The organism is Oricola nitratireducens, from assembly GCF_014904745.1.
Taxonomy (GTDB): domain Bacteria; phylum Pseudomonadota; class Alphaproteobacteria; order Rhizobiales; family Rhizobiaceae; genus Oricola; species Oricola nitratireducens.
Genome location: NZ_JACZCS010000050.1, coordinates 152,760 through 175,794 on the forward strand (window position 1 = coordinate 152,760; position 23,035 = coordinate 175,794).

The window sequence follows — 23,035 nt, forward strand, 5'->3', positions numbered from 1 at the left end:
TCCACGAGGGCGAGACGATGCTGACACGCAAACAACTCGAGCTTCTGATGTTCATCAATGAACGTCTGAAGGAATCCGGCGTGCCGCCTTCCTTCGACGAAATGAAGGACGCGCTCGATCTCGCCTCGAAATCCGGCATCCACCGCCTGATCACGGCGCTTGAGGAGCGCGGTTTCATCCGCCGGCTGCCGAACCGGGCACGAGCCCTCGAAGTCATCCGCCTTCCCGACAACATGGCGCCATCCGGCGGACGGCGCGGATTCTCTCCCAGCGTCATCGAAGGCAGCCTCGGCAAACCTCAACCGGCTCCGATGCCGAAAGCGCCTGCCCGTTTCGCCGACAATACTGATGGCGGCGTCGTGCCGATCCCGGTCATGGGAAAAATCGCCGCGGGCGTTCCGATTTCAGCGATCGAACACCAGACGCGCACGCTCTCCCTGCCGCCGGACATGCTTGGCAGCGGCGAGCACTACGCGCTGGAAGTCGAGGGCGATTCGATGATCGAGGCCGGCATATTCGACGGCGACACCGCGATCATCAAGAAGGGCGAGAGCGCCAATGCCGGCGACATCATCGTTGCGCTTGTCGATGACGAGGAAGCAACGCTGAAACGGTTCCGCCGGAAGGGCGCCTCGATCGCGCTTGAGGCAGCGAACCCGGCCTACGAGACACGCATCTTCGGGCCGGACCGCGTCCGGGTCCAGGGCCGGCTCATCGGGCTCATCCGCCGCTACTGAGCGCTGTCACTGCGCCGCCATTCGGGCAGATTGCGTGCGGGGCGTGAATATCGTCGGTGATCCAGCCATGGCCGGACCGGGCCGGGCAAGGCAAACCGGACAGTCAAATCGTTTTCCGCTTCTCCGGACGCCCTGCGGATTTCCGCCGCACCATAAAGCGCAAGCATCTGCGCCGAAATTACCGGCGTCCCGTTCGCACAGCTTTGCGGCGACGGGGCTTTTGCGAAAATAACCATGTCGTAATGCGCGCACGCCGTTTCGACGGAGACCGCCTCCGTGGATATCTGCCCCTGTTTCCCGCCGATTGGCTCCACGACATAGGCGACCTTAAGCGGCGGATCCGCGGAACCCATATGCGCGACGCAAAGCGTATCGTCGCATGCCATGACCGCCGAGTCGCCGGGTTTGACGACATCCGATGCGCCGTAGGCATCTTTCCACTGATCGAGAATGAAGGCGTTCGGCCGGTTCCGGTTGACATGCAACACCGTTTTCCCGCCGCCATTGCTGTCGAGGACCGCGAACTGGCGCGCATCCTCCGATATCACGGCCAGCGGCGGTTTCTGCACGGACCAGACCAGCGACGCGCCGAGGAAGACCGGGACGGCGACCCATCGAAGCCGGGTCGAGAAAAGACAGACAAGCACGAGGCCGGCCGCAAAGGCGAGCAAGGCGACCGGTGGCATCTGGCCGGTTTTTACGGCAGGCGAAATGGCGGCCACCCGTTCAGCGATCTCGATCACCAGCTCGGCCGCCCAGGCCATCGCCTTGAATGGATAGACGTGCAGGCCGAACGGAATCAGGACCACCGCGGCGACGGCGATCGGCATGACCAGCAACGTGACGATCGGCATTGCCGCGAGGTTGGCTAAAAGGCCATAAGGCGCGATCCGTCCGAAGTGATAGGACGCGAAGATGCCCGTCGCGAGGCCGGCGACCAGCGAAGTCACCGCGATCCCCAACGCATAGCGAGAAGCAGTGCCCGCGAGCGCCGCTGTACGGGATTGCGCGGCACGGTCCGGACGCCTGCGCTCGCGGTGGTGCGACCAGTCCTGCCAACCGGCATAGACGGCGATCAGGGCTGCCGTGGCGGCAAAGGACATCTGGAAGCCGGGCCCTGTCACCTCATGCGGAGCGACCACGACGACCGCGATGGCGGCCAGGGCAAGATTGCGCATGGTGACGGCGTTGCGATCGAAAGTGAGCGCGAGCAGCATGATCGCCAGCATCACGAAGGAGCGCTGCGTGGCGACGCCGGCGCCGGCAAGAAAGAGATAGAATGCCGTCGCCGCCAGCGCGCCGGCGGCCGAATACTTCTTGACCGGATGACGCGACGACCAGTTCGGCGCGAAGGCGAAGCCGAGCCGAAGCGTCGCCATCACCGTCGCCGCCACGAGCGCCATGTGCAGCCCCGAAATAGACAGGATATGGGCAAGTCCGGCGACGCGCAGCGCTTCGGTGACATCGTCCGGGATGCCGGACTTGTTGCCGGTGACGAGCGCCGTGGAGACCGCACCGGCGCGTCCGGGCGCCGAACGGCGGATTTCCCGGCTGATGGACTGGCGAAGCCGCTCGAGCGCCAGCGTCACCCTTGCAAGCAGACGGACCGGTTCGGCAAGCCGCACCGGTTTCGGCTTGCCGAGAAAGAAGCCGTTCGCGCCCAATCCGTCAAAATAGGAATGGAATGCAAAATCGTAACCGCCGGGATGGGCCGGTCCGGACGGGGAGGTCAGCCGCACAACTCCGTGAATGCCGCCGCCGATCGCAAATCCCTGCGCCCCGCCGGCCGCCGTGACGCGGATCCGGTCGGGCGCGTAGCGCAATTCGGGCCGCTCGGTCCGGATGACATCGACGGTGAAGCGGGTTCGCCCGTTTGCGCGTTCCTCGATGGCGAGGATGCGCCCTGTCAGCCGCGTCGTCACGTCGGAACCAAGAACGGGCGTCGGATCGAGCCTGGTGTGGGCTTGCGCCAGCGCCATACCCACAACACCGACAAACAGGGCAAGCGCTGCGTGTCGCGCATGGCCTGCACTGCCGCGCAGGACAACCAGAAGGACAGCGAGGACCACGAGACCCGACGCGAGGTTCCACGGCGCCGGCTCGACCGGCAGGCTGAAATAGACAAGAACGCCACAGATCAGCGCGACCGGCAGGAAAAGGAACGCCGTCCCGAGCCCCGCCTCGCGTTGCAAGGCCGCCTGAAACGACCGGCAGGCCGCCATCCGGATTGCCCGCGCGGACGGCAACGCCGGTAATCGGACACGTCGCCGCCGGCGCAAGGCTTCCGGCAAATCACCGATACCGGCCGGCGGCGGAAGATCATCCGCCGGCGGGCGAAGGAACACACGCTCGTCGGACGTCGTGCCGGCTGTTCTTTCCGTTGTGTCACTCATCGGGCGTCCGTTCGGCGTATGCGAGACAACGGTCGCGCCGGAAGGGGCCGCAAGCTTGCGCTCGGCGCGTCGTGTGCTAGACGTGCAGCAAATTCCGCACCAGGCCGCTTCAAAGGCCCGCTACTCAAGACAATCGGAGCACAGCATGACTGGCGAGGTCGTCACCCGTTTCGCCCCCTCCCCAACCGGTTTTCTCCATATCGGCGGCGCGCGCACCGCCCTCTTCAACTGGCTCTATGCCAAGCATACCGGCGGCAAGATGCTTCTGCGCATCGAGGATACCGACCGCGAGCGTTCGTCGCAAGCTGCGGTTGAGGCGATCCTGGACGGGTTGCATTGGCTCGGGCTGGAATGGGACGGCGAGCCGTTTTCTCAGTTCGCCCGCGTGGAGCGGCATCGCGAGGTCGCGCTGGACCTGCTCAAGCGGGGCAAGGCCTATTATTGCTATGCCTCCCAGGAGGAACTCGCCGACATGCGCGAGAAGGCGCGCGCCGAAGGGCGTCCGCCGCGTTATGACGGGCGCTGGCGCGACCGCGACCCGTCCGAAGCTCCTGAAGGCGTGTCGCCGGTCATTCGCATCAAGGCGCCCCAGGAAGGCGAAACGCTTGTGCGCGACATGGTGCAGGGCGACGTCCGCTTTCCCAACAAGGACCTAGACGATTTCATCATCCTGCGCTCGGACGGCACGCCGACCTACATGCATGCGGTCGTCGTCGACGACCACGACATGGGCGTGACGCATATCATTCGCGGCGACGACCACCTGACGAACGCCGCGCGCCAGACGGTCATCTTCCAGGCAATGGAATGGGACGTGCCGAACATGGCGCATATCCCGCTCATTCACGGCCCGGACGGCGCCAAACTGTCGAAACGTCACGGCGCGCTCGGCGTCGAGGCCTACCGCGCCATGGGGTATCTGCCGGAAGCACTGCGCAACTACCTTGCACGGCTCGGCTGGAGCCATGGCGACGACGAGATCATGTCGACGGAAGACATGATTTCATGGTTCGACATCACCGACGTCAACAAGGGCGCGGCCCGGTTCGACTTTGCCAAGCTCGAGGCGATCAACGGCCACTACATCCGCGCTGCCGACGACGCCTATCTGATCGAACGCATCGTTTCGCTGCTGCCGGAACTGGACGGTACCGAGAAGATCCGCGCCAAGCTCGACGACAAGCATCGTGCGCAATTGCTGGCGGCGATGCCGGGTTTGAAGGAACGGGCGAAGACACTGACGGAACTGATCGACAGCGCGGCTTATCTCTTCGCCGAGCGCCCGCTCGATTTCGACGAGAAGGCCGCCAACATCCTGACCGACGAAGCACGGGCGGTTCTCGGAAAGATCCTGCCGCAAATGGAAGCGGTAACGGAGTGGAACGCCGATGCCATCGACGCCGTTGTCCGGGCCTTCGCGGAGGCGGAAGGGCTGAAACTCGGCAAGGTCGCTCAGCCGTTGCGCGCCGCGCTCACCGGGCGCAGCACGTCGCCGGGCGTCTTCGACGTGCTGGCCGTTCTGGGGCGCGAGGAATCGCTTTCACGGATACGCGATTGCGCGCCCTGACGGCTTTTTCCGGCATTCGCGAAGGCCTATAATGCAACGCAGCATAGGCCTATCGACCGGCTTGGCAGCAGGCTGCAATTAAGGTAGCAAACCGCACAAAAGAACGATAACTGAGGCTTGTTGCATCGCAATATTTCACGCCATTTCCGTGAAAGTTTTAAACCGAGAAGGGAGACATCATGTCTAAGGATACCGCAAAACTGTCATTTTCGGGTGGAGAGCATGAGTTTTCCGTACGCGAAGGCACAATCGGACCGAGCGTGATCGATATCTCGTCTCTGTACAAGGAGACCGGCGCCTTCACCTACGATCCGGGCTTCACCTCGACAGCATCCTGCGACTCGCAAATCACCTTTATCGACGGCGACGAAGGCGTCCTGCTGCATCGCGGCTATCCGATCGAACAGCTCGCAGAGCACGGCGATTTCCTGGAGGTTTGCTATCTCCTGCTCTATGGCGAACTGCCGACGAAAACGCAGAAGGAAGACTTCGATTTCCGGGTAACGCGTCACACGATGGTGCATGAGCAGATGAACCGGTTCTTCACCGGTTTTCGCCGCGACGCGCACCCGATGGCAGTCATGTGCGGCACGGTCGGGGCGCTGTCGGCCTTCTATCACGACTCGACCGACATTTCCGATCCGCATCAGCGCATGGTCGCTTCGATGCGGATGATCGCGAAAATGCCGACGATCGCGGCCATGGCCTACAAATACCATATCGGCCAGCCCTTCGTTTATCCGCAGAACGATCTCGACTATGCGTCGAACTTCCTGCGCATGTGCTTTGCCGTGCCGTGCGAGGAGTACAAGGTCAATCCGGTGCTCGCGCGCGCCATGAACCGTATCTTCATCCTGCATGCCGACCACGAGCAGAACGCCTCGACTTCGACGGTTCGCCTTGCCGGTTCGTCCGGCGCCAATCCGTTTGCCTGCATCGCCGCCGGAATCGCATGCCTCTGGGGTCCGGCGCATGGCGGCGCCAACGAAGCCGCGCTGAACATGCTGGCGGAAATCGGCTCCGTCGATCGCATCCCGGAATACATCGAGCGGGCCAAGGACAAAAACGATCCGTTCCGCCTGATGGGCTTTGGTCACCGCGTCTACAAGAACTACGATCCGCGCGCCAAGATCATGCAGAAGACGACGCACGAGGTTCTGGGCGAACTCGGCATCAAGGACGATCCGATGCTCGAGGTCGCGATGGAACTGGAGAAGATCGCGCTTCACGACGAATATTTTGTCGAGAAGAAGCTCTATCCGAATATCGACTTCTACTCCGGAATCACGCTGCGTGCGCTCGGCTTCCCGACCAACATGTTCACCGTGCTGTTCTCGGTGGCGCGCACCGTCGGCTGGATCGCGCAGTGGAAGGAAATGATCGAGGATCCGCACCAGCGTATCGGCCGTCCGCGCCAGCTTTACACCGGTGCGCCGAAACGCGACTACCTGCCGATAAACAAGCGTTGATTTGCCGATTGCCGAAACCGGCCGTCCTGCGGGATGGCCGGTTTTTTATTGCCTGGCACCAGAACCGTTCGAAATCGCGTCGAGCACAATCCCGGCCGCGCGCGCGCCGGGGCTCTCCTCAACCGCCATCAGGTCACGTACCGTTCGAAACCCGTCGATCTGCAACGCCGCCGCCTTGCTTTTCGGCGTCACCAACTCCTCGACGCGGCGGGCAAGCATGCCGGGCCGGATCAGATAATCGATATATTCCGGAATGATCGGCCGATCGGCGATGATGTTCGGCAGCGCGGCAGACCATATCGTGATCATCGAGGCAGCGAGACGCATGAACGGGTCAACACGATAACAGCTTATCGCCGGGATACCGGCAAGCGCCAATTCCAGCAGCACGGTACCCGAGGCGGCGAGCGCGGCATCGGCGGTCCGGAAGGCGGCGATCTTGTCCTCATGCGAGGAGGTGATCAGCGGCCCGACCCGCCATCCGGCGGTTTCGCGCTTCAGCGTATCGGCGAGGCGCGGCAGGGTCGGCATCAGGACGCGGAAACGATGGCCGCGTTCGTAAAGTGTCGCGACGGCCTTTTCGAAATCAGGCAAAAGCGCCCTCACCTCTGCGGCACGCGATCCGGGCAGGACAAGAAGGTCGAAGCTTTCCTTTTCGCCGGCAGCGGCCTTCTTGCGGCGTGCCGACCATATGGCGGCGAGATCCGCGTCGACCGCCAGCGGATGGCCGACATAATGGGTTTGCGGCCCGCCCAATTTCTCCATGACGTCCGGTTCGAATGGCAGGATCGCAAGCACGTGGTCGATATGCTCCGCCATCACCCGCGCGCGCCCCGGCCTCCACGCCCACACCGTCGGCGCGACATATTTGATGATCGGCGTTGCCGGAAGCGCCTTTTTCACGCGCTTTGCCACACGATGCGAGAAGTCCGGACTGTCGATCATGACAATGGCGTCGGGTTTCGCGGCGATCAGCGCGGATGCGGTCTGGCGGATGCGGACAAGCAAGCGCGGCAATGTCGCGAGCACACCGGAAACGCCGGTGATCGCGATCTCGGACGCATCGAAGACGCTCTCGAGGCCGAGCGCGCGCAAGCGGTCTCCGCCGACGCCGACCAGCCGCGGCCGGCTGCCGGTCCGCGCCGAAATGGCATCGACCAGATCGACGGCAAGGTTTTCGCCGGACTGCTCGCCGGCAACGATCCCAATGACGAGCGGGCGAGAATCCGCCATCAATCTTCCCCGGCTTTCTCCGGCATCTCCGGATCGATGCCGACGATAAAGAGAGACGCCCTTTTCGCCTGGTCGCAGGTTGTTGCGAAGTCCGAAATGAGCGCTCGCTCCGCCTGCACGGCGATGCCGTTCAAACCCGCTTTTTGCGCATTCTCGACTGTCGCAGACCCGATCGTCGGCAAATCCGCCCGCAGGTCCTGCCCCGGCTTTGCCAGCTTGACGAGAACGCCGCCGCGTTTGCCCTTGATCCGGCCCAGCGCGCGGAGTTCGGCCACACGCTGCAGCATCATGTCAGTACCTTCCGCGCCTTCCAGGGCAACAATCCGTTTTCCGACCGCGACGCATGCCTGGCCGGCATCAAGCGCGCCCAGCGCCATCGCGCCCTTCACGGCAACTGCGATTGTCTCCCGGTCGCGCCGCGACGGTCGCGGCCCGGCGATTTGTCCCCTGTCCGCCAGCAATTCCGGAACCAGTTCGTGCACGCCCCGCACCGGAAATCCGGCCTCCTCGATCATGGATATCACACTGCGCAACAACGCGTCGTCACCGTGGCGCAGTTTCGGCAGTATTCTGGCGGCAAGGCGCAATGTCGTCCAGTCGGGCCTCAGCCGCCACAAATCGGGACGCGCCTTCACGCCGCCGACCATCACCACTTCCTGAGGGTTTACGCGCCGCAATGCGGATAAAAGCACACCCACTTGAGTGGTGTAGACCGTTTCATGTTCGTAGCGCAGGAGTTCGCTGTCCGCTTCCCCCTCAATCGCGAGGATGAAGGGATTGCGGCCGGCTGCGGCGAGGCGTTCAGCAACAAAGACCGGGATCCGCCCGTTGCCCGCGACGATTGCAACGCGGCCCGGTGCCGCCCGGTCACGCAAGCCGGGCGCCATGTCTCATATGCCGTCTTCCAAACGCGCGCGGCGTCCGGTCAACGGTGTGACAAATTTACGTTTGCTGTCACTGAGGACGAACTCGGCGAGATCGCGCACCGGTTCGTTGTCGGGATAGTCGGCAAGCAGGCGCTGGGCATTTTCGCGGAGCGGCCGCCCATTGTCGGCGAACAGTTCCTTGTAAGCATGACGCAGGGCATTGATGTTGTCCCGTGACATGCCGGACCGTTTCATGCCGACCAGATTGAGGCCGGCCAGATAGGCCCTGCTCCCGACAACCATGCCATAGGGAATGACATCGTTCACGACGGCAGCAATGCCGCCGATAAAGGCGTGGTGACCGACCGTGCAGAACTGGTGGACCCCGGCCCCGCCGCCGATGATCACGCGGTCGCCGATGGTCGTGTGCCCGCCGATCATGACATTGTTGGAGAAGGTCACGTAATCGCCGAGCACGCAATCGTGCGCGACATGCGAATAGGCGAGGAACATGCAATTGTCGCCGACGATCGTTTCGCCACGCGCGTTTCCGGTGCCGATATGCATCGTCACGCCTTCGCGGATCGTGTTGTTGCGTCCAATCACTAGTTTCGTGCGTTCGCCCCTGTATGCCGTGTTCTGCGGCTCGGCGCCGAGCACGGCATGCGGAAAGACACGGGTTCCGGCGCCAATGGCCGTATCGCCGGTCACGACGACATGGCTCATCAGTTCGACGTCGTCGCCGATCACGACATGCGGGCCGACATGGCAGAACGGGCCTATCCTGACCCCTTTTCCCAACTCGGCGCCCGTCTCAACGAGTGCGGTTGGATGGATGGAAGGCGACTGGGATTTTGTCACGATAATCAGCTTTCCCCGTCTTCAGGCGAGAGCATCGCGGTGACTTCGGCTTCCGCTACTTTTTCGCTGCCGACCATTGCCACACAACTGTAACGGCAGATCATGCCGCGTTTCTTGACCAGCGTGACATGATATTCGACGACATCGCCAGGCACCACCGGGCGGCGGAACTTGGCATTGTCGATCGTCATGAAATAAACGATCGCCGGCTTGTCCAGATCGAGCGCCCGTATGCCGATTGCGCCGGCGGTCTGCGCCATTCCCTCGATCAACAATACGCCAGGCATGATCGGACGACCGGGGAAATGGCCCTGGAAATGCGGCTCGTTGACGGTGACATTCTTGATTCCGACAGCCGAGCGACCGCTATCGATGTCTACGATCCGGTCAATCAAGAGAAACGGGTAGCGGTGCGGCAGCAATTCCATGATTTCCTTGAGATCGGCCGTCTCAAGTTGTGCTTCCCGCTCGGTGTTATCGGTCATAGGTCAGCCTGTCATTCATCGCGTTTCGGCTTCTTATCGGCGAGCGCAAGTTTGCGCAACTTGGCTGTCTGCCTGAAGAAATCCTTGAACGGCATTGCCGGCACGCCAGCCCAGCGCTCGTTGTCGGGAATATCGTGCATCACGCCGCTCGCCGCGGCGATCTGGACGTTCGAGCCGATCGTCAGATGATCGGCAATACCGGCCCGGCCACCGAGCATGCAACCGTCGCCGAGGGTCACGCTGCCCGACAAGCCGGCGTGGCCCGCAATGACGCAATTCCGCCCTATGACCACGTTGTGGGCAATCTGAACGAGATTATCGATTTTCGTACCCTCGCCAATCACCGTATCGTCAAGCGTACCACGATCGATCGTGGTATTCGCACCGATCTCGACTCGATCCTGGATGATCACACGGCCAAGCTGGGGCATTTTTTCAAGGCCGCCGGCACCTGGAATAAAACCGAATCCGTCCTGGCCAATCTGTGCACCGCCGTGAACGAGAACCCCGTTGCCGATCAACGCATATTGTATGACCGCCCCCGCGCCGATGTGGCAATCGCGGCCAATCTGGCAGTGATCGGCTATCACCGCATTCGCGCCGATAACGGTGTTCCGGCCAACGGCGGCATGATCACCGACAACAGCGCCGGCTTCGATGACCGCCCCGCTTTCGATAACCGCCAGTGCGGATACACGGGCATCGGGATATTCCGGATGACAACCCTCCGACACGGTCACGCGGGACGGGCCGATGCTGTCGGGATAGAGATGCCTTCCAATCCTGGCAAACGCGGCCTGCGGCGCCCTTACGGCGATTTTCGCCGGCCCTTCGGGGATCGATCCGAATTTGTCCTCGGTACACAATACCGCGGCAGCGTGCGCCAACCGGCTCAGGTCGGCTCCAGCCACGAGTTTCTGCACATAGACAAGCGTTCCGGGACGCGCGTCGCTTACCGATGACAATCCGTCTATCGCGTTGTCGCCAAGAGCGTCGTCCGCCAGCCTGCCATCGCACATTTGCGCGATGGCGCGCGCATTCAGCGTTTCACTGATCTTGAGGAATTGGGGAGCGTCGCTATGCACGGGGGAAAACGGCCCGGCAAAAGCCGGGCCAGCGCATCAGAACGCGGTTGAAACAGAGAAGTTGAACCGCTGTTCCTTGTCGGTCGCTTCCTTCACGATCGGCACAGCATAGTCGAACCGCAACGGTGCGAAGGGCGATTGCCAGATCACGCTGAAGCCGGCGGAAGCCCGCCACTCCATGCCCGTATTCACCGCAGTGGCACTGTCGTGACCGAACAGCGTGGCCGCATCCGCGAAGACAGCGCCCTTGAAGCCGAGGTCCGGCGCCAGGAGAGGCAGCGGGAACTGGGCCTCGGCAGTCGCATTCACAAAAGTCTTGCCGCCGATATGTTCGTTCACGCCAGTGGCGCCACCTTCGATCGGACCGATGCCGTTATAGGCAAAGCCGCGGATCTGGCTCGGCCCGAGGCGGAAATGATCGATCGTGCGAATATCCTGGCCGATACCGGTAATGTTGCCGGCCCCAAGCTTGACCGCGCCGACAAGTTCAGCCTCTTCGGAAAGCGTATGATAATAGCTTCCGCTGAATGTCGTCGCCACATGCTTGGCGTCGCCGCCGAGACCGGCCACCTCCTGCGAAAGCCGCAGATAGAGACCTTCATGCGGATCTTGAACGTCGTCGATCGTGTTGTAGGTCAGGCCATAACGGACCGCAGATTTGTTCCAGGTCGTGCCGTAGGCCGCAATATCATTCTGAATCGACGCCGGCGCACTGGCGGTGTTGACGTTCGAGTATTCGCTCTGATCGAACGAGTACCCGATATCCGCCTTCAGATCCTCGGTGATCGGCAACCCAAAGCTGATCGAGCCGCCCTGGTTCGCCGTGTCATAGGTATTGTAGTTTTGCGTACGACGGAACACGCTGGCCGTCGCTGCAAGGCGATACCCCAGGAAATACGGCTCGGTGAAAGACATGTTATAGGTGCGGTTGTCCACGCCACCGCCCACGCCGACGCGGATCGCCTGACCGCGGCCAAGGAAGTTGCGCTCCAGAATGCTTGCCTCGACAGAGACACCGCCGTTGCTGCTCGTGCCGCCAGTTGTGTAGCCGGCGCCGATGCCGAACTCGCCCGTGGACTTGTCGACCGCGTTGACGACGATGATCACGCGGTCCGGCGCAGATCCGGGACGCGTGGTGATTTCGACACGCTCGAAGTAGTCCAGTGCTTCAAGACGCTTTTGCGCACGGCGCAGCAGGATCTGGTTGAAAGCATCGCCTTCGGAAAGATCGAATTCGCGCCGGATCACATAATCGCGGGTACGCGCGTTTCCGACGATTTCGATCCGCTCGATGAAGGCGCGCTGGCCCTGGTCGACGACGTAGGAAACGTCGATCGTGCCTGTCTCGAAATTACGATTGCCGACCGGCGTGACTTCAGCGAACGGGAAACCGGCCGCCGCCAAGCGCTCGGACATCTTGATCAGGGTATTCTCGACCTCCTCGGCGCTGTACGTGGCGCCACTGCGGGTGGAGATCGTCCCGCGCAGATCATCAGCGCTCACGCCGCTGACCGTGCTATCTACGTCGACATTGCCGAACGCATAGCGTTCGCCCTCGTCCACCTCGATCGTGATCATCACGTTGCCGGTGTTCGGATCGATGTCGCCGGAAGACGACAGAACCCGGAAGTCGGCGTAGCCGTGATTGAAGTAGAACCGGCGCAACTGTTCTTCGTCGGCCGCCAGACGCTGGTCGTCATAGACGTCGTTGCGGGTCAACCAAGACAGCGGATTGGATTTCTTCGTCGAAATCACGCTCTGCAAACGGCGATCACTGAACGCATTGTTGCCGACGAAATTGATCTGGGTGATCTTCGTCCGATCGCCTTCCTGAATATTGAAAACGACGTTCACGCGGTTCTCGCCGAGATCGACGACTTCCGCGTTCACGGTCACATCGTTACGACCGATACGGCTGTAGGAATCAATAATCGCCTGGACGTCGTCGTCCATCGTCGCCTGGTCGAATGCACCGCGCGGCTGCAGGCGCACGACCGAACGCAAACTGGCGTCCTTCTGCTTGCGATTGCCGCGGAAAATCACCTGATTCACGATCGACTGTTCAGAGACCGAAACTACGAGCGTCGAGCCGGAAACGGAAACATTGACGTCGGAAAACAAGCCGGTCGCAAACAGGCGCTTGACGGCATCGTCGACATCGGCCGCCGAATAGTTCTTGCCGGCCTTAAAACCGACGAAATCCGAGATCGTCGCGGCAGAGACGCGTTTGTTTCCGCGAACCGAAATGGAACTGACAACAGCCGCTTGGGCCGCCTTCGCGGAAATGAGGTTGAGCGCCAAGCCGCCGCCCACCGCAGGAGTGAGCGCCAATGCCACGGCCGATACGGCGCTTAACAACTTCTGTGCCGGCTTCATTGGGTTGTTTCCCCTATTCCCGTGTTCGCCCCCAAACCGGGTGTCACTTAGATAAATCATTGAATTCACCGTAATACAGCCTTTGAACTCACACGCAAGGGTTCAGGTTAAAATCCGTTTACGATCCGGCTGCGAGTGGCAAAATCGTCACGCGCCACCTTCAGCTATGGTAAACATTTTGCCTAAAATTCGACCTAGCTCCCCCCAAACAGCGTCGAAATGTCGTTCCAGGTCGCAAAGACCATCAGACCGAGAATCAAGCCGAATCCGATGCGATAGCCATACTCTTGCGCCCGTTCCGGCACCGGTTTCCCCCTTAGCGCTTCAAACAGATAGAATACAAGATGCCCGCCATCCAGAATCGGCACCGGCAACAGGTTCAGCAGCCCGATCGAGATGGACAGGATTGCGGCCAGATTCAGCAGTGGGACAAATCCGAGCGTAGCGACCTGGCCCGACATCTGCGCCACGCGGATCGGCCCGCCGATCTGGTCCGCCTTCTCGCGCCCGGTGAAGACGCCCGCGATATAGCCCCCGGTCCGCTGGATCACGAACCAGGTCTCATGCACCGCCATGGCAAATGATTCGCCGACCCCGTATTTCTCGATGCGGTGGCCGCCCGTCTTGGCGTTGTTCACGACGCCGATGACGCCCTGCTCCATCTTGTTGCCGAAGCGGTCCTTGATATCGAGGAGTTTCGGCGTGACATCGAATGTCAGTTCCTTGCCGTCGCGTTCCATCACCATGACGATGGTGGTTCCGGCGCGCACCGACACATAACGCTGCACATCCGAAAACTGCTTCACCGGAATGCCGTCGAGACTGACAAACCGATCGCCGGGCTGCAGTCCGACCTGCTCGGCAACGCTGCCCGGGCGGATTTCGGATACGACCGGATCGGCGATGCCGCGCCCGAAGACCGAGAAAATCGCGGTGAAGATGACAATGGCCAGCACGAAGTTGGCTGCCGGCCCGGCAAACACCGTCGCCGCGCGGCGGCCGACAGACTTGTTCTGGAAAGCGACCGCCCTCTCCTGTGGCGTCAGGTCCGAATCGTCGAAGCCCTCCGGCGTCGAGGCGGCGTTCATGTCGCCGACGAACTTCACGTAGCCGCCCAGCGGAATCAGCGACAACCGCCAGCGCGTGCCGCGCTTGTCGTAGAAACCGGCGATTTCGGGACCGAATCCGACCGAGAACACCTTCGCACCGATACCGCACCAGCGGCCGACCAGGTAATGCCCGAGTTCATGGACGAAAACCACAACGAGCAAAACAAACAGAAACGGAAGCACAGTGCCGATCAGAAAGCCGTTCGTCGAAAACAATCCTGTTACAAAATCCATCACACCCATCCGTCCCTGATCCCGGTTCGCTCGAAAACGCACCCAATTCGGGCGTCAGCAAGGCACCGCTTGTTTCACATCGCCGCAAAGAATGCGTCCGATGGCCGCGCAAAACCGGACGCGAGAATGGAAAGAATCCACAATGCGATTGCCGCGAACACCAGCCCGTCGACACGATCCATCACGCCGCCATGGCCGGGAATGATCCGGCTCGAATCCTTGACGCCGGCGCGGCGTTTCACCCACGATTCGAAGAAGTCGCCAACCTGCGAGACGGCCGAAAGCACGACCGCAAGAAGTGCCGCTAGGTAAAACGGCCGCAGCCCGGCAAGCGCGAAGACCGCTTCAGCGGCGACGACCGACGCGACGAGCCCGCCGATCGCTCCGGACCATGTCTTGTTCGGCGAAACCGCCGTCCAGATCTTTGGCCCGCCGAAATGGCGCCCGGCGAAATAGGCGCCGATATCCGTCGACCAGACGGCTGCAAACAGAAAGAGCACCGCCACGAGGCCGGACACGGACGGCCCGGATTCTCGTAGCATGATCAACGCAACCAGCGCGCCGCCGGAATAGAGGAAACCGGCAACGGACCAAAGTCCGCCGACAAGCACCATCGAAGCGACCGCAAAGAGCAATGTCGCGGCAGCCCAGACGAGCGGCATCGCACCATTGGGCACGACAAGCGCGCCAAGAAAGACGAGACCGAGAAAGAAGAAGCCGAGAAGCCGGATCCGGTCATCCCCGTTCGGACAGACGACGTCGACCCATTCGGCCCAAACAAGCATCGCAATCGCTGTGGAAACGATCGCAAAGAGCCAACCGCCGACCAATGTCGCGAACAACACGACAGCGCCCAGAACAAGGGCAGACAGCACCCGCTCTCTGAGATTGCTCACAGCGCGACATCTTTCGCGGCGGGTACGCCGCCGTACCGGCGCGACCGCGAGGAGTATTCGTCGAGCGCTTTTTGCAGCCAGGACCTGTCGAAATCCGGCCACATGCAGGGCAAGAAGACGAACTCGGAATAAGCCGCCTGCCAGAGCATGAAATTGGAAAGCCGTATCTCGCCGCTCGTCCGGATGACGAGATCGGGATCGGGTTGGCCAGCGGTATCAAGCGCCTCGGAGATTTCGACCTCGCTGATATCGTTCGGATCGCGTCCCTCGGCGGCATATCTCGCGGCCAGGACGGCAAAGGCGCGGCAAATTTCGTCGCGGCCGCCGTAGTTGAAGGCAATGTTGAGATTGAGCGCTGTGTTGTGGCGCGATTTCGTTTCCGCCGTCTCGATCAGACCGAGGATATCGGGCGACAGGCCTTCACGATTGCCGAGAATGCGGATGCACACACCATTGGCGCACAATTCGGCAAGATCGCGGGTGATGAACAGCCTCATCAGTCCGAGGAGGTCGCGAACCTCGGACGGCGGCCTGGACCAATTCTCCGAAGAGAAGGCGTAGAGGGTGAGATGACGAATGCCGAGTTCACCGGCGGCGCGTACTGTCTTGCGCACCGCTTCGACGCCGGCCTTGTGCCCGAAACCACGCGGTCTGCCGCGCGCAGCCGCCCAGCGGCCGTTGCCGTCCATGATTATGGCGACATGGCTGGGAATTACGGCGTCCTGGTTTTCGTTGTCACCGGCCAATGCGATGCGCCTCACTCCTGCATGCGGACATTGCGCATACCCTGCGGACTAAACCTGCATGATTTCCGACTCTTTTTCCGCCAAAAGAGAATCGATCCTGGAAATGGTCTGGTCCGTCTGTTTTTGAACGTCGTCGGACTTCGTCCGGCTGTCGTCCTGGCTGATCTCGCCGTCTTTTTCCAGGCGCTTCAATGTCTCCATACCATCACGGCGGACGTGGCGCACCGCGATACGCGCATTTTCCGCATATTGATGGGCAATCTTGGCCAGTTCGCGTCGACGCTCTTCGTTCAGTTCCGGCAACGGAACGCGAATGGTCGTGCCGTCGGTCATCGGATTGAGGCCGAGCGTCGATTCGCGGATCGCCTTCTCGATCGCCGATACCATTGATTTGTCCCACACCGAGACCGAAAGCATGCGCGGTTCGGGAACCGTGATATTGGCAACCTGATTGATGGGCATTTGCGAACCATAGGCATCGATCGTGATCGGCTCGAGAAGCGAAGGCGATGCGCGGCCGGTCCGCAATCCGCCGAGATCCCCCTGGAACGAAGAGACCGCTCCCTCCATTCGGCGCTTGATATCCTCGATATCGAATTCCTGGCTCATTTCCTTGTCCTTTTCCTGCCTTACAGCGGTCGCTTGTCTGTCACCAATGTCGACCGGCCACCGCCGCGAAGAATATCGGAGAAACCACCACACTCATGAATCGAAAAGACAACAATGGGAATGCGGTTTTCGCGGGTCAAGGCGACGGCGGCCACATCCATCACCGACAATCCGCGGGCGATCACCTCGTCGTGGGTGATGCTGGTGAACCGTTCGGCGTCGGGGACCTGCTTCGGATCGGCGGAATAGACCCCGTCGACCTGGGTTCCCTTGAACAGGGCATCCGCGCCGATTTCGGCAGCGCGCAAGGCGGCCGCGGAGTCCGTCGTGAAATAGGGATTGCCGGTGCCGCCCGCGAAAATCACCACCCGCCCCTGCTCCATGTATGCCATGGCCTTGCGCTGGGAAAAGCTCTCGCACAACTGCGGCATCGCGATGGCCGAGAGGACGACTGCATCCACGCCCTTCTTGACGAGAGACGTTCGCAGCGCCAGCGAATTTATGACGGTGGCCAGCATGCCCATATGGTCGCCGGTGACGCGGTCTCCCCCCTTGGAGGCGACGGCCACGCCGCGGAAAATGTTGCCGCCGCCGATCACGACAGCGACCTGCACTCCCATGTCGATGGCATCCTTGATGTCACCGGCGATTCGGTCAGCGACTTCGACATCGATACCGAAGCCCTGATTGCCCATCAGGGCCTCACCGGACACCTTTAGGAGGACGCGCTTATACATGGGGGAGACGGACATGAAATATCATCGAAAAAGCGGTTGAATCGTGCCTTCCCGATACATGAAGGGCACCACGTTGTCACGCGGTGCCCCATCGCAAAATCCGCAATCCCGAAGATTGCGTGACGTATCGGCTATCAGCCCTTCGCGGCAGCCGCGACTTCGGCGGCAAAGTCGCTTTCTTCCTTCTCGATGCCCTCACCGAGAGCGAAGCGAATGAAGCCGGCGATCTTTGCCGGAGCGCCGATTTCCTTCTCGGCTTCCGCAAGAGCCTTCTCGACCGTCAGGTCCGGATTGATGACGAAAGCCTGCTTCACGAGGCAGACTTCCTCGTAGAACTTGCGCAGGCGGCCTTCGACCATCTTCTCGATGATGTTGTCCGGCTTGCCCGACGCGCGCGCCTGCTCGGAAAAGATCGAGCGTTCGCGGTCGACCGCGGCCTGGTCGAGATCGCTGACATCGAGCGCCAACGGATTGGTGGCGGCAACATGCATCGCGATCTGGCGACCAATGGCGCGCGCTGCCTCCTTGTCGCCGGTCGTTTCGATGGCGACGAGCACGCCAAGCTTGCCGAGACCGTCGCCGACGGAGTTGTGCACATAGGTCGCGACCGTGCCGTCGAGACGCGCCGAACGGCGCAGGTTCATGTTCTCGCCGATGGTCGCAATAGCGTCCGTAACGGTCTCGGCGATCGACTTGGACCCGCCCGGATACGCGGTAGCGGCTACCGCTTCCACGGAACCGTCGGTCGAAAGGGCAGCATTTGCGATGTTGCGCACGAGGTCCTGGAAGGCATCGTTGCGGGCAACGAAGTCGGTCTCCGAATTGACCTCGACAACGACCGCGCCCTTGTCGTCGGACGCGACGCCGACGAGACCTTCAGCAGCGGTGCGACCGGACTTCTTGTCGGCTTTCGCGATGCCTTTCTTGCGCAGCCAGTCGATAGCGGCCTCGATGTCGCCATTGGTTTCCGTCAGCGCGGCCTTGCAGTCCATCATGCCGGCGCCGGTCTGGTCGCGGAGTTGTTTAACGAGAGATGCAGAGATGCTCATCGGTTCGCCTCTTTATGTCGAACGGGTTCGGACGCGCGGTCCGAAAGGGTGACGCACGGGGCATTCATCCATGCCTTGCGCCGATTCATGTAACGGTTTGATGACCGCACCCGGCGATGCCGGGCGCGGATAAGGCAGATCAGGCCTGGGCTTCAGCTGCCGGCTCGGCGGCTTCGGCCGGAGCCTCGGCGGGCGCTTCTTCGGCCGGGGCCTCAGCCAGGACTTCCTCGATCGGAGCCTCGGCGGACGCGCCGATATCGACGCCGGATGCGCCCTGCTGGCGCGCAATTCCGTCAAGAGCGGCGCGCGCAATCAGGTCGCAGTAAAGCGAGATGGCGCGAGCGGCGTCGTCGTTGCCGGGGATAGGGTAGTCGACCACGTCCGGATCGCAGTTCGAATCGACGATCGCGACGACCGGGATGCCGAGACGCTTGGCTTCCTGGATGGCGATCGCTTCCTTATTGGTGTCGATCACGAACATCAGGTCGGGGGTGCCGCCCATGTCCTTGATGCCGCCCAGTGCGCGATTGAGCTTTTCACGCTCGCGCTCGAGGTTGAGGCGTTCCTTCTTGGTGAAGCCCTGCGCGTCGGACGCCAGGATTTCGTCGACCTTGCGCAGGCGCTGGATCGAGTTCGAAATCGTCTTCCAGTTGGTCATCATGCCGCCAAGCCAGCGGGCATTGACGTAGTACTGGGCGCAGCGGCCTGCCGCGTCGGCGACGATTTCGGACGCCTGGCGCTTGGTGCCAACGAAGAGAACGCGACCGCCACCGGCGACGGTATCGGAAACAATCTTCAGCGCCTGGTGCAGCAGCGGCACGGTCTGCGAAAGATCGAGAATGTGAATGTTGTTGCGCGCCCCGAAAATATATCGGGACATTTTGGGGTTCCAGCGGTGCGTCTGGTGACCGAAGTGAACACCAGCTTCCAACAGCTGGCGCATGCTGTAATCAGGCAATGCCATCGTTTTTCCTTTCCGGTTTAACCTCCACGAAGCGAAAAGCGGTTTCCCGCCACCGGTGGGCCCGGCCGGATTTCTCCCGGTTCGAACCCGAACTTCGTGTGTGGAATGAGGCGCGCGATAGCCTATTGGCGCCGGTTTTGCAAGTGCATTGCAGCAAACCGCCGGGAGACGGCGGTCCGCAAGTCTATTTGCAGCTTTCCTGCGGCAGCATGTCGAGGTGGGACAATGCGCCGGTCAGAACGAAATCGCCGTAGTCCATGACGAGATCACGGGTGACGCCGTTCTCATAGAGCTTGAACGATATCTGGTAGTTGGGGAGCGCTTCGCCGGCGTTCTCGCTCTGCTCGTCGAAATAGGAGATCGAGACATTGCGGAAGGGATCAGCCTTCAGCGGGCCGGCATTCTTGCCGTCGCCGTCCGTTCCCGTCTTTTTCTGTCCAACGATGACGGTCGTCGTCATGACGCGGTCGCCATCCTCGGAGCCGTCGAAGACCTTCGTTTCGTAGACGGTCTCACCCTCATCGGCGCGATGGAGCAAATCCAGGATATGGGCGGTCGGGAAAAGCGCCGGTCCCAGAACGAATTCCGATTCCTGCGGTTTCTTCAGGGTCACGATCGTCGAATCGTCCTTGTGAACGGCGCTTCCGGAAAGTTCGCGGTCGAGCCGCTCGTCGACGAAGGATTTTGTGATGAAACGGAAATTCTCGCCGGTGCCGTCCTCATAGGTCGATGTCTGCTGGTCGGTGACCCGGTCGCCGCCCGCAGAAAGAATCCGCGTCACGAAACGGAAGTTCGTCGTGTAGCCGTCGCAGACCGATCCCTGGAATTCATAGACGATGCGTCCGTCCATACCGGTGATGCCCGAACGATCCGAGGCGTCCTTCAGGGCAACGTCGTAAACCGCTCGATGGGCCGCCAGCGGCTGCGCGGAAGCCGTGCCGGGAAACATGCCGGCGGCGGCCGTAACGGAAGCGAAGACGGCGGCGATCAGCTTTGCGGATGTGCGAGTCATTATCGGGTCCTGTTTTTGCGACGACTATAGGTTTTCTCGTGGCGGAAGCGAGGCAAAAGATGCAAGAGAGCATCTGCCACGCCCGATCGTTTGAAGCAAAGGTGACCAGATGACATCGACAATCAGTGAACGGCTCACGGCACTCGGAATCGCCGTGCCGGAGGCCGCCGCACCCGCTGCAAATTATCTTCCGGCGGTGATCAGCGGCAATCTTCTGTACACATCCGGCCAACTGCCGCTGAAAGACGGCGCCATGATCCACAAGGGGCTTCTCGGACGGGACGTGACCGTCGAGCAGGGGCGCGAAGCGGCGAAATGGTGTGCCGTCAACATTCTCGCCCAGGCCCAGGCCGCGCTGAACGATCTCGCCAGGATCAAGCGCATCGTCAAGATCTCGGTGTTCGTCGCCTCGACGCCCGATTTCATCGAACAGCACCTCGTCGCCAACGGCGCGTCGGATTTCCTTGCCGAGGTTCTCGGCGAAACGGGCCGGCATGCCCGTTCGGCCGTCGGTATGGCTTCACTGCCGCTCAATGCGCCGGTCGAGATCGAAGCTATCATCGAATTCTGATCCAACATCATGGTTTCGCCCGATTTTCTCACGCGGCGCCCGATCGCGCATCGGGGCCTGCACGACGCAAGCGCCGGCCGGATCGAGAATTCGTTGCCGGCGTTCGAGGCCGCGATCGAACGCGATTTCGCGATCGAACTCGACGTACAGCTTTCAGCCGACGGTGTCGCGATGGTGTTTCACGACTCGGCGCTGGACCGCCTCACCGGTGAAAACGGACTGGTCGCGGACCGCACCGCGCTGGAACTCGGCGCGATTGAAATCACCGGGTCGCGCGATCGCATTCCGACGCTGGCCGAAGTCCTGACCCTGGTGGCGGGCCGGGTGCCGGTGGTGATCGAGATGAAGGACAACGCGCCGCGCAATCGCGAACTTGCGCTGGCGGTCGCCGGCGACCTCGTCGGCTATTCGGGGCCGGTCGCGGTCATGTCGTTCACCCACCACCTGCTTTCGGAATTCAAACACAGTGGTTCAGCCGTTCCTTACGGGCTGACGGCGGAAGGCACCGGCAAACCGGCCTTCGCGATGCACGAAAAAGTCCTGCCGCTCGGCATTTCCTTCATCTCCTACCACGTCAAGGAACTGCCGAACCACTTCATCGAGCACGTGCGCAAGGATCTCGGTCTGCCCGTCATCACCTGGACGGTGCGCACGCCCGAGGAAGTCGAGGCCACCCGCAGATACGCCGACCAGATGACTTTCGAGGGATTTGATCCGGATCGTTGAGTAGAGGCTTGTTTGCACCGCATCATGCGGTAATTCTCTGTGCATGAACGAATTACCGCAAGGCCATGGCGCACAGGATCAGGCGCGCGAGGGCGACGAATTCGTGATCCGTGTGCGCGACCAGTTTTCAAGCATCGATCATGCGCAGTGGAGCCGCCTTTCCGGCGCGGCCCCCGGCGGTGAAACGGCTTACAATCCCTTTGTCTCGCATGCTTTCCTGAATGCGCTCGAGGAATCGGGCTGCGCCACGGCACAAAGCGGCTGGCACGGCCAGCACCTGACGCTCGAGGACAGCCGGGGCAAGATCATCGCGGCCCTGCCCTGCTACCTGAAATCGCACAGCCAGGGCGAATATGTCTTCGATCACAGCTGGGCCGACGCCTATGAACGCGCGGGCGGACACTATTATCCCAAGCTGCAGTGTTCCGTCCCGTTCACGCCCGCCACCGGGCCGCGCCTGATGGTCTCTGGCGATATCGACACGGGAGCCGCGAAACAGGCGCTTGCCGGCGGCCTCAAGGCGCTGACGACGAAGCTTGGCGTTTCCTCGGCGCATGTGACCTTCGCGACCGAAGCGGATATCGCGGCGCTGACCGCGGCCGATTTCCTGCACCGGACCGACCAGCAGTTCCACTTCCACAATGACGGCTTCGGCGATTTCGACCAGTTCCTGGAAACGCTCGCCTCACGCAAGCGCAAGAACATCCGCAAGGAACGGCAAACCGCGCTCGAAAACGGCATCAGCATCGATTGGCTGACCGGCAGCGACCTGACCGAGAGCGCCATGGACGCATTCTACGAATTCTACATGGATACCGGCAGCCGCAAGTGGGGCCGGCCCTATCTGAACCGGACATTCTATTCGCTGATCGCCGAGAGAATGCCCGACGACATTTTGCTGGTGATGGCCAGGCGAGACGGCCGATACATCGCGGGCGCGATCAACTTCATCGGCGGCGACCGCCTTTTCGGCCGGCATTGGGGCTGTATCGAAAACCATCCCTGCCTGCATTTCGAGGTCTGCTATTATCAGGCGATCGAGTTCGCGATTTCCAACGGACTCGAATATGTGGAGGCCGGCGCGCAGGGCGAACACAAGCTGGCACGCGGCTATCTGCCCGTGACGACGCATTCGGCGCATTTCATTCCGCATGAAGGTTTCCGCAGGGCGGTCGCGGACTACCTCCAACACGAGCGCGCGGAGGTCGCGCATTTCGGCCAGGTGCTGAGCGAACATGCCCCGTTCAAAAAGGGCGATTGACGAAGAAACGCGGCATTGATGCCGATCCCGGACCGGTTTAGGAAATCGG

Annotated in this window: 21 protein-coding genes; 6 read left to right on the top strand and 15 right to left on the bottom strand. The window is 61.6% G+C overall.

Annotation, left to right across the window (positions count from 1 at the left end; all coding sequences use genetic code 11):
- Positions 1-17 precede the first annotated feature (17 nt).
- Positions 18-737, top strand: coding sequence for a transcriptional repressor LexA (gene lexA, locus IG169_RS21285; protein ID WP_193178276.1), 720 nt, complete (start codon positions 18-20; stop codon positions 735-737).
- On the opposite strand, the gene IG169_RS21290 is transcribed toward lexA, so the two are convergent.
- Positions 731-2,959, bottom strand: coding sequence for a ComEC/Rec2 family competence protein (locus tag IG169_RS21290; protein WP_193178277.1), 2,229 nt, complete (start codon positions 2,957-2,959; stop codon positions 731-733). The two genes, lexA and IG169_RS21290, sit on opposite strands and share 7 nt — an antisense overlap.
- 316 nt (positions 2,960-3,275) lie before the next feature.
- Here IG169_RS21290 and gltX point away from each other — a divergent pair, with 316 nt between their 5' ends.
- Together gltX and gltA are read left to right on the top strand one after the other, a co-directional pair.
- Complete coding sequence (gene gltX, locus IG169_RS21295) at positions 3,276-4,697, top strand: glutamate--tRNA ligase (RefSeq protein WP_193178278.1); 1,422 nt, start codon at positions 3,276-3,278, stop codon at positions 4,695-4,697.
- Between the two features lie 179 nt (positions 4,698-4,876).
- Positions 4,877-6,166, top strand: a complete 1,290-nt coding sequence (gltA, locus tag IG169_RS21300) for a citrate synthase (RefSeq protein WP_193178279.1) — start codon at positions 4,877-4,879, stop codon at positions 6,164-6,166.
- 45 nt (positions 6,167-6,211) lie between these two features.
- Here the strand turns inward: gltA and lpxB are convergent, their stop codons facing one another.
- The 14 genes from lpxB to IG169_RS21370 all read right to left on the bottom strand — a co-directional run bounded on the left by lpxB (position 6,212) and on the right by IG169_RS21370 (position 20,428).
- Positions 6,212-7,399, bottom strand: coding sequence for a lipid-A-disaccharide synthase (lpxB, locus tag IG169_RS21305; protein ID WP_193178280.1), 1,188 nt, complete (start codon positions 7,397-7,399; stop codon positions 6,212-6,214).
- Positions 7,399-8,286 (bottom strand): LpxI family protein, encoded by an 888-nt coding sequence (locus IG169_RS21310; RefSeq protein ID WP_193178281.1) that lies wholly within the window; start codon positions 8,284-8,286, stop codon positions 7,399-7,401. The genes lpxB and IG169_RS21310 overlap by 1 nt, the downstream gene beginning before the upstream one ends.
- Before the next feature lie 3 nt (positions 8,287-8,289).
- Positions 8,290-9,126 carry an acyl-ACP--UDP-N-acetylglucosamine O-acyltransferase gene (gene lpxA / locus IG169_RS21315; RefSeq protein ID WP_193178282.1) on the bottom strand — a complete coding sequence of 279 codons (837 nt, stop codon included), beginning with the start codon at positions 9,124-9,126 and terminating at the stop codon, positions 8,290-8,292.
- A gap of 5 nt (positions 9,127-9,131) precedes the next feature.
- Positions 9,132-9,611: a 3-hydroxyacyl-ACP dehydratase FabZ gene (gene fabZ, locus IG169_RS21320; protein ID WP_193178283.1), complete on the bottom strand. Its 480-nt coding sequence runs from the start codon at positions 9,609-9,611 to the stop codon at positions 9,132-9,134.
- A gap of 11 nt (positions 9,612-9,622) precedes the next feature.
- The gene (gene lpxD / locus IG169_RS21325; RefSeq protein WP_343225690.1) at positions 9,623-10,696 is read right to left on the bottom strand and encodes a UDP-3-O-(3-hydroxymyristoyl)glucosamine N-acyltransferase; all 1,074 of its coding nucleotides are present in this window, start codon (positions 10,694-10,696) and stop codon (positions 9,623-9,625) included.
- A 36-nt stretch (positions 10,697-10,732) separates the two neighbouring features.
- Positions 10,733-13,072, bottom strand: coding sequence for an outer membrane protein assembly factor BamA (gene bamA, locus IG169_RS21330; protein ID WP_193178284.1), 2,340 nt, complete (start codon positions 13,070-13,072; stop codon positions 10,733-10,735).
- Between the two features lie 194 nt (positions 13,073-13,266).
- Positions 13,267-14,415 carry an RIP metalloprotease RseP gene (rseP, locus tag IG169_RS21335; RefSeq protein ID WP_193178285.1) on the bottom strand — a complete coding sequence of 383 codons (1,149 nt, stop codon included), beginning with the start codon at positions 14,413-14,415 and terminating at the stop codon, positions 13,267-13,269.
- A 74-nt stretch (positions 14,416-14,489) separates the two neighbouring features.
- On the bottom strand, positions 14,490-15,311 hold the full coding sequence (locus tag IG169_RS21340; protein WP_193178286.1) for a phosphatidate cytidylyltransferase: 822 nt from the start codon (positions 15,309-15,311) through the stop codon (positions 14,490-14,492).
- Positions 15,308-16,000 carry a polyprenyl diphosphate synthase gene (uppS, locus tag IG169_RS21345; protein WP_246717517.1) on the bottom strand — a complete coding sequence of 231 codons (693 nt, stop codon included), beginning with the start codon at positions 15,998-16,000 and terminating at the stop codon, positions 15,308-15,310. Before uppS ends, IG169_RS21340 begins: the two co-directional genes overlap by 4 nt.
- 105 nt (positions 16,001-16,105) lie before the next feature.
- Complete coding sequence (gene frr / locus IG169_RS21350) at positions 16,106-16,666, bottom strand: ribosome recycling factor (protein ID WP_193178288.1); 561 nt, start codon at positions 16,664-16,666, stop codon at positions 16,106-16,108.
- Between the two features lie 20 nt (positions 16,667-16,686).
- The gene (pyrH, locus tag IG169_RS21355) at positions 16,687-17,418 is read right to left on the bottom strand and encodes a UMP kinase (protein ID WP_193178289.1); all 732 of its coding nucleotides are present in this window, start codon (positions 17,416-17,418) and stop codon (positions 16,687-16,689) included.
- Positions 17,419-17,537: 119 nt separating this feature from the next.
- Positions 17,538-18,452, bottom strand: a complete 915-nt coding sequence (tsf, locus tag IG169_RS21360) for a translation elongation factor Ts (protein ID WP_193178290.1) — start codon at positions 18,450-18,452, stop codon at positions 17,538-17,540.
- A 139-nt stretch (positions 18,453-18,591) separates the two neighbouring features.
- Positions 18,592-19,416, bottom strand: a complete 825-nt coding sequence (rpsB, locus tag IG169_RS21365) for a 30S ribosomal protein S2 (protein ID WP_193178291.1) — start codon at positions 19,414-19,416, stop codon at positions 18,592-18,594.
- A 184-nt stretch (positions 19,417-19,600) separates the two neighbouring features.
- Positions 19,601-20,428 carry a cell envelope integrity EipB family protein gene (locus IG169_RS21370; RefSeq protein WP_193178292.1) on the bottom strand — a complete coding sequence of 276 codons (828 nt, stop codon included), beginning with the start codon at positions 20,426-20,428 and terminating at the stop codon, positions 19,601-19,603.
- 109 nt (positions 20,429-20,537) lie between these two features.
- Between IG169_RS21370 and IG169_RS21375 the strand changes: the two genes are divergently transcribed.
- From IG169_RS21375 to IG169_RS21385, 3 genes are read left to right on the top strand one after another with little or no spacing between them, the layout of a single operon-like run.
- Entirely contained in the window at positions 20,538-20,999 is a 462-nt protein-coding gene (locus IG169_RS21375) for a RidA family protein (protein ID WP_193178293.1), read from the top strand.
- Positions 21,000-21,005: 6 nt separating this feature from the next.
- Positions 21,006-21,725 (top strand): glycerophosphodiester phosphodiesterase, encoded by a 720-nt coding sequence (locus tag IG169_RS21380; protein ID WP_428982278.1) that lies wholly within the window; start codon positions 21,006-21,008, stop codon positions 21,723-21,725.
- 43 nt (positions 21,726-21,768) lie between these two features.
- A complete protein-coding gene (locus IG169_RS21385; RefSeq protein WP_193178295.1) occupies positions 21,769-22,986 on the top strand; it encodes a GNAT family N-acetyltransferase in 1,218 nt (405 codons plus the stop codon).
- The last annotated feature ends 49 nt before the right edge of the window (positions 22,987-23,035 follow it).

Bases quoted from the DNA above. Each gene is read 5' to 3' on its own strand.
- lexA (WP_193178276.1), top strand. From the start codon at position 18: ATGCTGACACGCAAACAACTCGAGCTTCTGATGTTCATCAATGAACGT.
- IG169_RS21290 (WP_193178277.1), bottom strand. From the start codon at position 2,959: ATGGCGGCCTGCCGGTCGTTTCAGGCGGCCTTGCAACGCGAGGCGGGG.
- gltX (WP_193178278.1), top strand. From the start codon at position 3,276: ATGACTGGCGAGGTCGTCACCCGTTTCGCCCCCTCCCCAACCGGTTTT.
- gltA (WP_193178279.1), top strand. From the start codon at position 4,877: ATGTCTAAGGATACCGCAAAACTGTCATTTTCGGGTGGAGAGCATGAG.
- lpxB (WP_193178280.1), bottom strand. From the start codon at position 7,399: ATGGCGGATTCTCGCCCGCTCGTCATTGGGATCGTTGCCGGCGAGCAG.
- IG169_RS21310 (WP_193178281.1), bottom strand. From the start codon at position 8,286: ATGGCGCCCGGCTTGCGTGACCGGGCGGCACCGGGCCGCGTTGCAATC.
- fabZ (WP_193178283.1), bottom strand. From the start codon at position 9,611: ATGACCGATAACACCGAGCGGGAAGCACAACTTGAGACGGCCGATCTC.
- bamA (WP_193178284.1), bottom strand. From the start codon at position 13,072: ATGAAGCCGGCACAGAAGTTGTTAAGCGCCGTATCGGCCGTGGCATTG.
- rseP (WP_193178285.1), bottom strand. From the start codon at position 14,415: ATGGATTTTGTAACAGGATTGTTTTCGACGAACGGCTTTCTGATCGGC.
- uppS (WP_246717517.1), bottom strand. From the start codon at position 16,000: ATGGACGGCAACGGCCGCTGGGCGGCTGCGCGCGGCAGACCGCGTGGT.
- frr (WP_193178288.1), bottom strand. From the start codon at position 16,666: ATGAGCCAGGAATTCGATATCGAGGATATCAAGCGCCGAATGGAGGGA.
- pyrH (WP_193178289.1), bottom strand. From the start codon at position 17,418: ATGTCCGTCTCCCCCATGTATAAGCGCGTCCTCCTAAAGGTGTCCGGT.
- tsf (WP_193178290.1), bottom strand. From the start codon at position 18,452: ATGAGCATCTCTGCATCTCTCGTTAAACAACTCCGCGACCAGACCGGC.
- rpsB (WP_193178291.1), bottom strand. From the start codon at position 19,416: ATGGCATTGCCTGATTACAGCATGCGCCAGCTGTTGGAAGCTGGTGTT.
- IG169_RS21370 (WP_193178292.1), bottom strand. From the start codon at position 20,428: ATGACTCGCACATCCGCAAAGCTGATCGCCGCCGTCTTCGCTTCCGTT.
- IG169_RS21375 (WP_193178293.1), top strand. From the start codon at position 20,538: ATGACATCGACAATCAGTGAACGGCTCACGGCACTCGGAATCGCCGTG.
- IG169_RS21385 (WP_193178295.1), top strand. From the start codon at position 21,769: ATGAACGAATTACCGCAAGGCCATGGCGCACAGGATCAGGCGCGCGAG.